The following is a 15,192-nucleotide window of genomic DNA, read 5'->3' as shown; positions in this document are numbered from 1 at the left end:
ACTTACCCGATAATTTTTTTTGATAAAAAGCACGAAGTTGTTGATAAGACCGTTGGCTGCATTGGGGGTAGCAGATAGTTCTATTTTAGGTGGCAAATAATTCACCATAGTATACTGGGCTATAAAAATCAGCCTATTCGTTACTTCTTTCAGCAGGATTCATTTAATTCAGTTTTCCTTTGAAACAACACTGTGAAATATTTTAATCATGGACAGACGAACCGCCCTTAAACAAGCTGCCCTTTTTGCTGGTGGAGTGGCGCTCCTGCCATCGTGCTCGTTCGAACCTGAACGGGTGGCCATGGCACTTAATAATTTGCAGATAGATGCTGATCAGCAAGATTTGCTCGCCAAAATTGTGCAAACCATTATCCCTTCTGGAGAAATTCCCGGCGCTGACGAGCTGGAGGTCTACAAGTTTGTGCTGGTGATGGCCGACGATTGTATGGACAAGAGCGAGCAGGGTGTATTTACGAGTGGTCTTCAAAAATTTGGCCCTTTTGTTAAGGAAAATTTTGACAAGGCTTTTGCAAAAGGCGACCAGGCCTACAAAGAGAAAGTTCTTACCGACATCATGGCCATGGAAGATGCTGACGATGCATCTAAACCAGGCCTGAAAGATGTTAAATCATTTCTGGATGCTACCAAGGGATACACGATTAGGGGTTATATGTCTTCGCAGTACATCTTGACAGAAAAATTCCCCTATAAGCACGTGCCAGGCCCCTTCCAGGCATGTGTATCTACTGACGGATTAATTGTAATGTAATGGCAAATTTTAATATAGACAGCACCAAAGAAAACACCTACGACGCCATTGTCATCGGTTCGGGAATGAGCGGAGGATGGGCAGCCAAAGAGCTGGCCGACAAAGGCTTGAAAACGCTGATTCTTGAGCGGGGAAGGGATGTGAAGCACAACGTGGACTACCCAACCACCAATATGATGCCCTGGGAATTCAAGCATCGGATGCAGGTGCCACAGGAAATAGTGGAAGAGAATCCGATAGTAAGCAAGTGTTACAATTTCCGGGAAGATTCTATGCACTTCTTTGTGAAAGACAAAGAGCATCCCTACGTGCAAGAGAAGCCTTTTGACTGGATCAGGGGCTACCAGGTGGGAGGCAAGTCCATTATGTGGGCGAGACAGACACAGCGCTGGAGCGACTTCGACTTTGAGGGCCCGGCCAGAGATGGCTTCGCAGTCGATTGGCCAATCAGGTACAAGGACATTGCTCCCTGGTACAGTTACGTTGAGAAGTTTGTAGGCATTGCCGGCTTCAAAGATGGTCTTCCTAATCTTCCTGATGGCGAGTTTTTGCCAGGCTACGACCTGAATTGCGTAGAAGGCTACTTCAAAGAGAAAGTAGAGTCGACCTATAAGGATAGAAATATCATCTCTGCCCGTTGTGCCCACCTTTCCGAGCCTCAGCCTATTCACTTGGAGCAGGGAAGGGGCCAGTGCATGAACAGAACCTTGTGTCAGCGTGGGTGCCCGTTTGGAGGCTACTTCAATAGTAATTCGTCCACGATTCCATGGGCATTGAAAACAGGCAATGCCACACTAAGACCATTCTCTGTGGTACACTCTCTTATCTATGACGATGTGAAAGAGAAAGTGACCGGCGTGCGGGTGGTTGATTCCGAATCGAAGGAAATGATCGAGTACTATGCTTCCATCGTATTTGTAAATGCAGGAGCGTTGAACACCAATCTGATCCTTCTCAATTCGACTTCGAATCGTTTTCCGAACGGATTGGGCAATGACAATGGGTTGCTTGGCAAATATGCGGCTTTCCACAATTACAGAGCCAGGGTTTCCGGAAGATACGATGGTTTTCCTGACACCACTTCCCTAGGCCGTAGGCCCACCAGCGGGTATATACCTCGTTTCCGTAACGTGTACAAGCAGGAAACCAACTTCCTGAGGGGCTATGCCGCTGGCTTCAGTGCCGGCCGCCAGGTGGATCGGAACTATGATGGAGTTGGTGAGTCGCTCAAATCAAATTTACTCAACCCTGAGTGGGGTGGATGGCGAGTAGGCTCTCACATGATGGGAGAAACTATTCCGAAAGAGTCTAATTACTGGGGTATTGACCCAACGCAGAAGGACGAGTGGGGCATCCCATTGCTGAAAGTCAATGTGGACTATGACGACAACGACGAAAAAATGGTGGCTGATTACATAGAGCAACTCACTGAGATGTTCACAATGGCCGGCTTTACCGACATTCAGTCGAACGATTCCAAACAGGCGCCTGGCCTGGATATCCATGAAATGGGCGGTGTACGCATGGGCAAAGACCCTAAAACGTCGCTGCTTGACAAGTGGAACCGGATGCATCTGGCCAAAAACGTCTTTGTTACTGACGGGGCTTGCATGACCTCTACCAGCACACAAAACCCCTCGCTCACTTACATGGCACTAACAGCCAGAGCGGTGGATTTTGCGGTGAAGGAAATGCCGAAGGAGACGACTTAGAAGATAACCGACTACAGCAAAATAACATAAATGAAATGGTGAGCCGACGCTCACCATTTTTTTACAAGAAAAGCGTAAGCGACAGAATACTTCCGAGCTGCTCTCTGACAAACTTGGTGGCCTTGAGTAACTGGGTCTTGGTTGTGTTTTCACTAATTCCCATGTTTTCGCTGATCATTTTTATACTCTGCTGATCCATGATCCTTCTCTGGAAAATTTCTTTTCTTTTTTTCGGAAGCTTGTCCATTACCGCTTCGATATTTCTCAAACACTCCCGGAAGCTGATATCGTCCTGAGTGGAATTGTCCAGGTTTGAAATCAACTCTTTCAAGTCAGCTTCAATGGCGTGAACCCTGGCTATTTTTTGCAATTGCTTGAATGAAAAATCTCTGGCAATTTTATAAATAAGACCTTCTAGTGACAGGGTAATATCTAGAGAATTTCGCTTATTCCAGATTGTAATGAAGGTATCTTGCGTAATTTCTTCAGCAATTTCTTTTGACTTGCAAATCTTAAAAGCAAAGAAATACACCCTCTGAAAATAGTTGTGGTACAACTCTTCAAAAGCCTCTTTGTCGCCGTTTTTGATGGCTTCAACTAGCTGAGGGCGTAGCATTATGTAGGTGTGTTGTAGGTATTAGTTATCTCCTAATGTCGAAAAATAGTTTAGAAATAAAAAAAAGTTACCAGTTCAGTCACCCGTTCGTCTGGCTTTTGGGAGATATATACAAAAGGGTAACCAAGTGAAGACTAGAAAAAAGCAAGAGCTATTTCAAAAGTACCTTTCAGGTCAGGCCAGCGACAAGGAAGTCGACCTGTTGATGCGCCTGATTGATGAAGGGGGTACGGATGACCTTGGCCCGCAAGCGGAGATCATATGGAATGAAAGCCATCTGTTTCCTCAGATGGAAGTTGAGGTCACTGAGCGTTTGACAAATCGCATTGCTGCCTCGCTAGACCAAATGAAAGAGCAGAACCTGCCTAAGACGCTGAGAGTAATGCCTTACTGGCTTCGTGTAGCCGCTGTTTTAGTTCCGGTGGCAGTTTTTAGTGTTGTTTTCTATTTGATCAAGGGAAAGGAAACCTCACTTGTTGCCACTGAACAAGTGGAAACAATTACTTATGTCGAAAAAATCAACCCAAAGGGCCAAAAGTCAACTATTATCCTTTCTGATGGTAGTGTTGTGACCTTGAACGCTGACAGTAAGCTCGTTTATCAGGAACGGTTTGAGGGTAAAGAGCGAAAGGTGACTTTGGAAGGTGAAGCTTTTTTTGATGTGACTAAAGACCCCAGCCGCCCATTTATTATAGAGACCGAACAGTTGATTACAAGGGTTCTGGGCACTTCGTTTACCGTCAGAGCCTATCCGAATGCTGAAGGGGTTAAGGTGGCAGTAGCAACTGGTAAAGTGTCGGTTGAGAAAGCTGGAGGGAAGAAATCAGGAAATGACGGGGAGACTTTGGTATTAGTGCCTGGTGAGATGGGCGTTTTTGAAAAACTTCACCGTACACTCAACAAAGAATCATTCGATGAAAGGGATTTATTCGAATGGAAAGAAGGCTTGATATATTTCGAAAACGCCGAATTCGGAGAAGTATTGGAAAGGCTGGAACAGTGGTATGGCGTTAGCATCAAAGTTGAAAAGAGGATATCGCTAGAAAAGGATTTCAGTGGCGCTTATAAAAACAAGCCTTTGGAACTCGTGCTGGAAGGATTGGCATTCGTCTACGATTTCGAATATGAAATCAAAAGCAAGACCGTAAGAATTTATTAACGCCGCTTTGGACAACAACTAAAATTAACCAACGATAAGCTTATGGAAATAAACACAAGTTAAAAAAGAGTCTCATGAAGCCGACAAAACATGGGGATGGCTTGACGGCAATCATGAGACAAAGTCTGTGTTCTTGAATTTCGCAAACAAAAACTACTTAGACTATGAAATCAAAAGTACTGAAAAAAATTGCAATTATGTCAAAATACGCAGTTTATGGCATGATTCTGCAGACTGTATTATGCACCCTGATATTTGCCAGTGAGGGCGAAGCACAACGAAAAAGCCTTGACGAAATCCTTGTTTCAGTTGAACTGAAGAACCTGAAAATTGAGGAGGCGTTTTCCAGAATAGAGGAAATTACTGAATTCGATTTCGCTTATAAAAGAAGTGATTTTGATACGAGAAAGCGTATTTCGCTAGCTGTGCAAAACCAGCCGATGACAGAGTTACTTCTCGGCATTGCCAGAGAAACAGGATTACAATTCAAAAGAATTGATGAGACCATAAATGTTAGCCGTGCCTTCGAGCAGACAAACCTGGTATCGGAGCTGCTGGCAGTTGTAGCAACTGCGTCGGAAGTGGAAGTAACGGGCAGGGTTACCGACAATGGTGGTAATGGGCTCCCGGGCGTTAACGTACTGATTAAGGGGACAAGCACCGGCACTGTTACGGACTTTGATGGTAATTACAAGTTGCTGGCCGAGGATAATGCTACATTGGTGTTCAGTTTTGTTGGATATAAAACCGCAGAAGTAGCGATTGGGGGACGAACTTCGATTAGCGTTACACTGGATGACGATATCGCTGCGTTAGAAGAGATTGTGGTTGTGGGGTATGGAGAGCAGAAGAAGGTGAGCGTGACAAATGCAGTAGCTCAGGTAAATGGCGAGGAATTGACCAAACGCCCTGTTTCAAGCATTCAACAGTCGTTGCAAGGTCAGGCAGCTGGACTAACGGTGCTGGATCAGGGAGGGAGCCCCGGCAGAACGGCAACGACAATGCGGGTAAGAGGTATAACCACACTCGGAAATAAAAACGATGCCCTGGTTATTGTCGACGGTGTTGAGCAACAGCTCACCAATATCAACCCTGGTGATATCGAGTCTGTTTCAATACTGAAGGACGCTGCATCAACAGCTATTTATGGATCCAGAGCTGCTAATGGTGTTATCCTTATTACAACGAAGAGAGCCAAAGAAGGGAAAGTCACTGTGGACTACAGCACGTATTATGCGCTGCAAAACTCGGTAAACAATCCGAAAATGGATATGCCTTCCTACATGAAACTACAGCAAGTGGCGTATGAGAATGCAGGCCTTGTAGTTCCTCAGAAATTTACCGACCAGGGAATAGACGAGTATTTGAGGGGGAACAAAACTGATCCAGAAAAATTTCCTCACGTGAACGAGTGGTACAAGGTTATGCTTTATGCAGCGCCACAGTTCAACCATAACCTGGCAGTGAGTGGAGGTAGTGAGACCTTCAAAGCCAGGATGAGCATGCGATACATGAAGCAAAACTCTATCCTTGATGTCCCTATCGACTACGGTAGCAATTTGCGTGATGTGAGGGTGAATTCCGATTTCAAGGCCTCTGAAAATTTGACGTTCAGCACTGATTTGAATTACAGGAGCAACTACTCTTTGGCACCCGTCAACGAAGCCAACGTTTTTGACAGGTTTATCCACGGCTCTCTTTTTGCTACTCCTAAATATGAAGATGGCACTTATGGACTGAGTACACAAGGCAATAACCCACTAATGTTTGCTGAGCAGCAGGGAACCTCCAAGCTATGGAACGAGAACATCTTTGGAAGTGCTAAAGCACAGTGGAAAATTGTTGATCACCTCACATTCAGTTCACAACTTGCTATGCGGATTGATAATATCCGCAGAAAGGACTTTACCAATGCTTTTTCGAATACAGACAAAAACACCAATATTACCAGGACTGTAGTAAACAATAGCCTAACCGAGATCAGGGACAATTCTACCGAGTATACCTGGAACAACCTACTTTTGTACGACAATGCATTCGGAAACCACGAGGTGAAGGCCCTCCTTGGCTACTCAACCATTGACAACGCCAAAGACTCTTTAAGGGCCTACAGAGAAAGGTTTTATAATAATGACATCCAGTCGATAGGCCAGGGTGCCGACGACGGAACAAAGACCAATTATGGAGTAAATTCTCAGTTTGGGTTAAGGTCATACTTTTCAAGGGTGAATTATTCATACAATGATCGATACTTGCTTGAAATGAATGCCCGGTACGACGGCTCTTCTAGATTTACTGGTAGTAATCAGTACAGCTTTTTCCCTTCTTTCTCTGGAGGGTGGCGTATTTCTGAGGAAGACTTTATGCAGGGAATTGTACCGTTGGATGAATTCAAACTTAGGGCGTCGTGGGGAAAAACTGGAAACCAAACGGTTGGGCTTTATAGCTACTATCAGTCGCTTTTTGCCAGTGCCTATACCTTCAATGGAGTATCTGTAATTGGTTTCCAACCAACCACGATTTCCAATCGAGATATCACCTGGGAGACTACAACTCAAACGGATATCGGTTTTGATGCACAGGTATTTGGCGGTTTTACGGTAGCACTGGATTATTATTTTAAGCGTACAGAAGGAATTTTGCTAAACCTGCCGATTCCAGCTACGATCGGTTTAGGAGCACCGCCCCAAAATGCAGGAGTGGTCGACAATAAGGGAGTTGAGCTACAGCTAGGGTATAGAAATGCCCCCGACAAAGCCCTTCGGTACAATACAACCTTAAATATATCTGCCAATAGAAATAATGTGGTAAGCCTTTCAGGAACTGGGCCATACATCACAGGTAGCGATATCAACCCTCTAACGATAATAGATGAGGGTTTGCCAATCAATTCTCAATGGGGTTATAAAACAGACGGGCTATTTCAGACTCAGGAGGAGGTGGATTCTTATCCAAATATTGGACCAAATCGTGGGCCTGGCGATGTGAAGTATGTTGATATCAACAATGATGGTCTTATCAATGCCAGCGACAGAGTGGTAATAGGCAAATCATTCCCAGATTTCGTGTTTGCGCTCAATGGCAATGTTTCTTACAAGAATTTTGAGCTTAACCTGCTCCTCCAGGGTGCGTCAGGGGTTGACACTCGCCTGGCAGGTGGTATTGCGGAAAATGGCAATAACGAAGGGTTCGTGCCGGAAATTGTTAGCAAAGGAAATTATTGGACATCTGAAAACACGGATGCCAGATTTCCAAGGCCCTATAAAAGAGACTTGTTGAACATGTATACATCTGATAGAATGATCATAGATGGTTCCTACTTAAGGCTGAAAAATGTTCAGTTGCTGTATAACCTGCCGGACATGTTGGTGACAAAAATGCGTATGACCAGGGCCAACGTTTATGTTTCTGCCACCAATCTGTTCACTATTTCCAAGCTTAATCAATGGGGCCTTGATCCGGAAGTAGGCAATGGGAGGGCGACTTACTACCCTCAGGTTTCTTTGTGGACGCTTGGGGCAAATATTCAGTTTTAATCACCTAAATATTTGAAAAATGAGACTCAATATATATAAAACCTTTTTAGTATTAATAGTAATGGCAATGGCTTCTGCCTGTCAAAAAGATTTGCTCGAAACAGTTCCTGATGACAGACTTTCGGCGGAGAGCTTTTGGAAAACCGAGCGAGACGCCGTTTTGGCAGTTAACGCTGTCTACCCCAATTGCCTTGATGCGGGCGACAGGCTCTTTATGTTTGACGCATTTACAGACATAGGCCATACAAATTCATTCTTCTCGGCTAATGCACAAGTGGAACAAAATGTATTCGACGCATCAAACTCTGTAATAGCTACTCTATGGACAGAACTGTACCAGGGGATAGCAAGTGCCAACTTCGTTCTTGATAATTTAGATAAAATACCTACAGCTGACCAGGCTCTTATTAATCGGGTGAGAGGAGAGGCTAAAGCTTTAAGAGCCTATCAATACATCAAACTTGCAACCAGGTTTGGTGACGTGCCGCTTGTAACGAAAGTGTTGTCAATTGACGAAGGGAAGGCGCTTGAGAGAACATCGATCGACACGATTTGGGATTTTATTGACGACGAACTTTCTGAAGCAGCCGATTTGCTGCCTGTTTCCTACGCTCCAGCTGATCTTGGCAGAGTAACAAAAGGTGCTGCCTTCGCATTACAAGCAAGAGCCAACCTCTATGCAGGGCGTTATCAGGCTGCTGCAGATGCTGCGGAAAAGGTAATTGACCTTGGAGTATATCAAATCTATCCCGAGTATGGCACGCTGTTCTCTTACTCTGCAGAAGGTAATAGCGAGGTTATTTTGGACAGGCAATATGTTAAAAGCGTTTTGCCGAACAATATCTTTGGAACCATGGCCCCCTACGGACAGCTTGGTAGAGACGGTGCGAATACTTACGTCCCCACTAAAGCTCTGGCCGACATGTACACAATGGCCAATGGGAAGGAAATCGCTGAAGCTTCGAGTGGTTTTGACGCAACTATGCCATACGACAACCGGGATCCGAGACTAAGGTTTACCTTGTACGTTCCGGGAGACATAATGCCCAACGGGCAGGTATTCAATTCTCTGCCAAATAGCGGAACGGCCGACGCTGTTGGGGGCACTTTTTTTGCAACAACAACAGGCTTTACATTGCGGAAGTATGTCAATAGTGAGGATGCCGCAAACCCCACCAACAATGGCATCAATGTCATCCTTATTCGATACGCCGAGGTGGTTCTTACTTACGCCGAGGCGAGAATTGAGCTTGGCCTGATTGACGAAACTACTGTCAATGCAATCAATGAAGTTCGCCAACGAGGAGACGTGAATCTTCCTGCCATTGCGCTCGGTACATCTCAGACTGAATTGAGAGATATTGTAAGGAGGGAGAGGGCAGTTGAGCTTGCTTTTGAGGGACTGAGACTGAATGACATCAGAAGGTGGGGAATCGGAGAACAGGTTATCCCTGGGGCAGTTGGAGGCATAGATTATGTCGAAGAGGGGGAGGTCAAGACCTACGTAGTGCCGTCATTCCAGAAGCAGTTTAACCCATCGAGAGACTATCTTTGGCCAATTCCCTACACTGAAAGGGTACTTAGCCCAAATCTATCTCAGAACCCTAACTGGTAAGTCTAGACACCAATTAGTGTATTTTATTCTAAGGGAGGGCTTCATTTGAGCTCTTCCCTTATTAAACCTTCCATATAAACAATCATCAAACATGAGAGGACTACTATTATTCTCTGCGCTGACTCTACTTACGTTCTCGTCGGCTTTCCCACAAAACTCGACCAAGCCAAATGTGGTGATTATATATTTTGACGATATGGGTTATGGGGATGTTGAGCCCTATGGAATGACAGGCATTCCAACGCCCAATTTCAATAAGCTTGCGGCGGAGGGTTTGAGGTTTACAAACTTCAATGTGGCTCAGGCGGTTTGTACTGCTTCAAGAGCAGCTTTGTTAACCGGAACCTATTCGAATAGAATTGGGATGGCGGGTGCCTTGATTCCTGGCTACACAAAAACTGCTCTCAATCCAAATGAAGAAACTATTGCAACGGTTTTGAAGGGGAATGGCTACGTCACGGGAATGCTCGGCAAATGGCACCTTGGAAATGAGGCTCCCTATTTTCCTTTACAATATGGCTTCGATAGCTTTTATGGTTTACCATATTCTCATGACATATGGCCAGTAGATTACGATGGAAGTCCAATTACGGATAGCACAAATTGGAGGGGCAGATGGCCTCAGCTTCCGGTTATTGAAGGCAATGAGCAAGTTGGCACGGTTACAACGTTGGAGCAGCAATCGATGTGGACAACGAGTCTGACGGATAGGGCTGTATCCTTTATTGAAAAGAATAAAAAGTCACCCTTTTTGTTGTACCTGGCTCACCCACTCCCTCATGTACCGCTTGCGGTGTCAACAAAGTTCAAGGGTAAAAGTGAGTTGGGAACTTTTGGCGATGTTATCATGGAACTCGACTGGTCATTGGGTGAGGTGATGAAAGCGTTGGAAAGATCCGGCGTGGATAAAAACACGCTTTTGATTGTAATGAGCGACAATGGGCCGTGGGCGCATTTCGGCAATCACGCCGGATCAAGTGGAGGATTTAGGGAAGGAAAAAGTACGGCCTTTGAGGGTGGAACAAGAGTACCATGTATGGTAAGGTGGCCTGGGAAAATTCAGGGAGGATATGTGACCGGCGAACTGATGACAAACATGGATATTCTTCCTACTATATGTGCCATTACTGACGCCCCGTTGCCTGCAAATAAGATTGATGGGATCAATTTTGCGCCGTTTTGGTTAGGGCAGGTGAACAAAAGCCCTAGAGATATTTTCTATTACTACTTTGATAAAAATAGCCTCAAGGCCATCAGATATAAGCATTGGAAGCTGGTACTTCCACACCAATCGAATTCTTATGAAAGTGGAAGTCTGGGAAAAGACAGGATACCTGGCCAGGGAAAGCAAATAAAAGTTAGCCAGGGACTGTACGACCTTTCGCATGACCCTGGAGAAAGGTATGATGTACAGGAACTCTATCCCCAGGTCGTAGCGGAAATTATGAAGTACGTTGAACTCGCAAGAGAGGATTTGGGTGATGACCTTACCGGAAGAGAGGGAAAAAACATCAGACATCCAGCTTTTACTAAATAGAAATTAGCAAATGTAGTTGAGTGAAATGTAGTCGGGGGAGGCATTTTGGCAGTGCCAAACCCCTGCTATAGTTGCATTCATTTTTGAATCAGCACCTGCTATCATCAGTGCTGGTTTGATGAAGAAGGCTTTAATGTATAATTTTCAGTTCAGAGATTCCTAAAGGATATGATACAACGGCCAAATAGTGTTTTAGTTAAACGCCTGCTTGTCGGATTTACCTTAATGTTATCGTTCGCAGGGTGCACTCCGGAAAGCGAATCATTGACGAGAGCTGAACCGGGGGAGAAACCCAACTTCGTCATCATCTTCGCTGACGACATGGGCTACGGTGATCTTGGCGTTTACGGCCACCCCACCATCAAAACGCCCAATTTGGACAAGATGGCTTACGAAGGCCAGAAGTGGACAAATTTCTACGTGGCAGCAAACGTATGTACACCCTCCAGGGCTTGTTTACTCACGGGAAGGTATGCTGTGCGCAATGGGATGACCAGCAACAAACGCTGGGTACTCTTCCCAGACTCGGATGGTGGCTTGCCACAAACTGAGATCACCATTGCCAAGGCGTTGAAGAGTGCAGGATATGCCACTGCAGCAGTAGGCAAGTGGCATTTGGGGCACCTGCCTCAGTATTTACCCACAAGTCATGGCTTTGATTCTTACTTTGGTATCCCTTACAGCAACGATATGGACAGGGTTTCGGTAGAAGGCGGTGATTCAAGGAAGGTTTTCATGGATCCAAAGATCGAGAATTTCAATGTGCCGCTTATGCGCAACGAGGAGATCGTCGAAAGACCTGCTGATCAAAATACGATAACGAAAAGATACACCGAAGAAGCGGTCAATTTTATCACCGATAACAAAGACAAGCCTTTCTTCCTGTACCTGGCGCACAACCTACCCCACGTGCCACTTTTTACCTCCGATGAGTTTCGAGGTACAAGCGAACGGGGTCTTTACGGAGACGTGATAGAAGAAATTGACTGGAGCGCCGGCCAGATTGTGGAGACTTTGAAAAAACTGGGCATTGACAAAAACACACTCGTAGTATTTACCTCCGACAATGGGCCATGGGTGCTTTTCAATAGCCACGGAGGCAGCTCAGGATCCCTTTATGGTGCTAAGGGAACTAGTTACGAGGGAGGCCAGCGGGAGCCTGCCATTTTCTGGTGGCCGGGCACTGTCAAACCAAACGTGGTGTCGGGTATTGGCAGCACGCTGGATATCCTGCCAACCTTTGCCGCCCTTGCGGGTGTCGGTCTGCCGCAAGATCGGACCTACGACGGCTACGACCTGTCGCCAGTGTTAAAAGCAGGCGCTTCGTCTCCAAGAAATGAAATGATCTACTACCATCAGGAGCGGATATTCGCTGCGAGGAAAGGCGATTACAAGCTGTACTTCTATAAGAATAATCCGGCGGGGTACCCTGAGAAGCTGGAGAAACTGACAAAATATCAACTATTTAATCTGTCAGTCGATCCCTCAGAAAAATATGACGTGATAGAAGAAAACCCTCAAATGGCAAAGGAAATAGAAGAGATGGTAGCCAAGCATGAGGCTGGAGTGGAGCCCGTGCTCAACCAGTTGGAAAAGCGTATTGGTGAGTCATTGTCAAGCGAAAGCAAATAAGGTTGTACTGATGCTGCAGGGGATTGATTTAGTAACTGGAGTGGGATACTTTAAGCATCTGGTTCAATTTCGGTGTTCAGTTTCATAGCAGAAATAAAAATTTTTAAAAAGGAAAGGGATTGTATTTGCAATCCTTTCCTTTTTCTTTCTTGACAAATTACATCAGTTTTAAGTATTCAACGGAGGCAATAAGAGGTTTTGAAAGGACTTTTTGAAGTTTGGATGCTGAAACGGACGGCATACCCCCAAATTCGACATTCTTTCGTTTTGGTATTGAACAATATTAAGACCCCCTTAAAAATGGATAAGTATTTTAAGATTATACTAACGGCAGGCTTTTCAGCCATTTTTGTATTCTTCTATTCCTGCAAATCTGATAGAAAGGACGGAAATGCATCATCCCAAAATTTAAGGTTAATCACCTACAACGTGTGGTACGGTTTCACAGAGGTGCCTGAGAGAAAGAAGACCTGGATTGACTGGATGAATGAGCAACAGCCTGATATTGTCTCACTTCAAGAGCTCAACGAATATACGGAGGAGAAATTAGCTGAAGATGCTAAAAGTTATGGGCATCCATACAGCGTATTACTAAAGGAGGAAGGGTTTCCAACGGGAATCACATCAAAGTATCCTATTGAAGACATTCAGCGAATCCGGGAAGGCTTTCATCATGGATTGATGCGAGTGCGGATACAAGGAATTTATGTTTATGTAATTCATTTGCATCCTTCCAACTGGCAAACCAGAAAGGTTGAAATAGATCAGATTCTTCAGAACATTGAATCATTACCCGCAGATTCGAAAGTAATCCTTGCAGGTGACTTTAACACGTTTTCTCCACTTGACTCTGTTTACTATACACATGGAAGGCTGGAACCATTTTTTGGTGAACGAGATTCACTGTACAATGAAAAAAACCTGAATAATGGTCAGCTGGACTACTCAGTAATTCAGCAGGTATTGGATTTTGGATTAATTGACCTTGAGGCCAGCAGGCGAGCTTCCGGTTATGAATTTTCTGGTAGCTTTCCAACGTTGATAGAAAAGGAAGGTGAACATGGGGATAAAAGACGATTAGATTACGTTTTTGCCACTAAGGGTGTAGCAAAAAAAGTTACAAGGGCTGAGATCATTACCACGGATACAGCTTTGATTCTGTCTGATCATTTGCCGGTTATAGTGGATCTGGATTTATGAAATTGGGGCTTTGCATATTGGGCATATTTGGCCAGTGTTGTTTTCAGCAATACCCTCGCCGTGGCTGCCTTTTCTCCAAAACCAAATATGATTGTTTTCAATAGAAGCATACGTCCAGTCTCCTGTGGTATAACGCTGACTAAGCCAAAAAAATGTACGACTTAGGCCAGCATTACCGTTGCATACATGATCCGCTAAACGGATGAAGTCTCTCGTGAGAATAAATTGTTATAACACGCTCCGAGTAAAACTTTTCTAACCAATATTGCTACCGACAAACCGTTTCACAAAGTTCAATAACTGGCCCGGCTGGGTCGGTTATATTTCTTAATTTGCCCACTGTAAAATATGCTCTTTAATGATTAACAAGCTTTGGATCTCTATTCTGACCGCAGGAGTGCTTTTTTCCTGTTCTACACCAACAAGCAAAACTTCTTCTGCTAGTAAGCCACAGGCAGGGTCTTCCGCCGATGCACCGGAAGAAATGGTCTTCATCCCATCTGGCGCCTTTACAATGGGCGGTAAATCGGATCAGGCTTCACCCAATGAGTACCCCAATCATCAGGTAGAGGTTTCTGCCTTTTTCATGGATGAGCATGAGGTAACCAATGCGCAGTTCAAAGCATTTGTTGACGCCACGGGTTATGTCACTATTGCCGAGAGAGCTATTGACTGGGAAGAAATGGCGAAGCAGTTACCTCCAGGTACGCCCAAGCCTGCTGATTCCATTCTGGCACCCGGCTCCCTGGTTTTTAGGGCTACTGCGGGGCCTGTCAACCTCAGAGACTACAGCCAGTGGTGGGAGTGGGTGATTGGCGCCAACTGGCAGCACCCGGAAGGCCCAGCGTCGTCGCTTGAAGGGAAAATGAATTTTCCTGTTGTGCACATCGCTTACGACGATGCCCTGGCATACGCAGAATGGGCTGGCAAGAGATTGCCCACTGAAGCGGAGTGGGAGTGGGCCTCGATGGGAGGCCAGGAAGGTGCGAAATACCCGTGGGGTAATGAATCAGTGGAGACGGCATTCACAAAAGCCAATTTCTGGCAGGGCTTTTTTCCCTACGACAACGAAGAAAAAGACGGTTTTTTTGGGGCGGCGCCAGTGAAGTCTTTTCCGGCCAATGGCTACGGACTGTATGATATGGCTGGCAACGTATGGGAATGGTGTTCCGACAAATACCACGAGGAAGCCTACAAAATGGCTGAGGAGCAGGGAAAAGTGGAAAACCCAAAAGGCCCGGATTCCTTCTACGATCCCAACGAGCCCTATGCTGAAAAGCATGTGGTGCGGGGCGGTTCTTTTCTGTGCAACGACAGTTATTGCAGCGGCTACCGGGTAGCCCGCCGCATGAGCTCTAGCCACGACTCAGGACTCAACCATACAGGATTCAGGTGTGTGAAGGATATTTAGAAAAA

At 45.3% G+C, this 15,192-nt stretch carries 10 protein-coding genes; 9 read left to right on the top strand and 1 reads right to left on the bottom strand.

All coding sequences use genetic code 11. The features are described 5' to 3' along the window. Nucleotides 1–208 precede the first annotated feature (208 nt). Both RT717_RS16370 and RT717_RS16365 read left to right on the top strand, forming a co-directional pair. Nucleotides 209–769 (top strand): gluconate 2-dehydrogenase subunit 3 family protein, encoded by a 561-nt coding sequence (locus RT717_RS16370; RefSeq protein ID WP_317487457.1) that lies wholly within the window; start codon nucleotides 209–211, stop codon nucleotides 767–769. After that, a complete protein-coding gene (locus tag RT717_RS16365) occupies nucleotides 769–2,481 on the top strand; it encodes a GMC family oxidoreductase (RefSeq protein ID WP_317487456.1) in 1,713 nt (570 codons plus the stop codon). Before RT717_RS16370 ends, RT717_RS16365 begins: the two co-directional genes overlap by 1 nt. 61 nt (nucleotides 2,482–2,542) lie before the next feature. On the opposite strand, the gene RT717_RS16360 is transcribed toward RT717_RS16365, so the two are convergent. Beyond that, nucleotides 2,543–3,097, bottom strand: a complete 555-nt coding sequence (locus tag RT717_RS16360) for an RNA polymerase sigma factor (RefSeq protein WP_317487455.1) — start codon at nucleotides 3,095–3,097, stop codon at nucleotides 2,543–2,545. Between the two features lie 127 nt (nucleotides 3,098–3,224). Between RT717_RS16360 and RT717_RS16355 the strand changes: the two genes are divergently transcribed. From RT717_RS16355 to RT717_RS16325, 7 genes are all read left to right on the top strand, one after another. Next, nucleotides 3,225–4,256: a FecR family protein gene (locus RT717_RS16355; protein ID WP_317487454.1), complete on the top strand. Its 1,032-nt coding sequence runs from the start codon at nucleotides 3,225–3,227 to the stop codon at nucleotides 4,254–4,256. 197 nt (nucleotides 4,257–4,453) lie between these two features. Next, a complete protein-coding gene (locus RT717_RS16350; RefSeq protein WP_317487453.1) occupies nucleotides 4,454–7,792 on the top strand; it encodes a SusC/RagA family TonB-linked outer membrane protein in 3,339 nt (1,112 codons plus the stop codon). A 19-nt stretch (nucleotides 7,793–7,811) separates the two neighbouring features. Next, a complete protein-coding gene (locus tag RT717_RS16345; protein WP_317487452.1) occupies nucleotides 7,812–9,407 on the top strand; it encodes a RagB/SusD family nutrient uptake outer membrane protein in 1,596 nt (531 codons plus the stop codon). A gap of 91 nt (nucleotides 9,408–9,498) precedes the next feature. Beyond that, nucleotides 9,499–10,944 carry a sulfatase family protein gene (locus tag RT717_RS16340; protein WP_317487451.1) on the top strand — a complete coding sequence of 482 codons (1,446 nt, stop codon included), beginning with the start codon at nucleotides 9,499–9,501 and terminating at the stop codon, nucleotides 10,942–10,944. Between the two features lie 264 nt (nucleotides 10,945–11,208). Beyond that, nucleotides 11,209–12,576: a sulfatase family protein gene (locus tag RT717_RS16335; protein ID WP_317487450.1), complete on the top strand. Its 1,368-nt coding sequence runs from the start codon at nucleotides 11,209–11,211 to the stop codon at nucleotides 12,574–12,576. A gap of 300 nt (nucleotides 12,577–12,876) precedes the next feature. After that, nucleotides 12,877–13,776 (top strand): endonuclease/exonuclease/phosphatase family protein, encoded by a 900-nt coding sequence (locus tag RT717_RS16330; protein WP_317487449.1) that lies wholly within the window; start codon nucleotides 12,877–12,879, stop codon nucleotides 13,774–13,776. A 358-nt stretch (nucleotides 13,777–14,134) separates the two neighbouring features. Next, nucleotides 14,135–15,187 carry a formylglycine-generating enzyme family protein gene (locus RT717_RS16325; RefSeq protein WP_317487448.1) on the top strand — a complete coding sequence of 351 codons (1,053 nt, stop codon included), beginning with the start codon at nucleotides 14,135–14,137 and terminating at the stop codon, nucleotides 15,185–15,187. Nucleotides 15,188–15,192 lie beyond the last annotated feature (5 nt).

Origin of the sequence: Imperialibacter roseus (assembly GCF_032999765.1) — a bacterium.
GTDB classification, from domain to species: Bacteria; Bacteroidota; Bacteroidia; order Cytophagales; family Cyclobacteriaceae; genus Imperialibacter; species Imperialibacter roseus.
The sequence above is the reverse complement of the archived record's forward strand: the minus strand, read 5'-3'. Positions and strand labels throughout refer to the sequence as shown.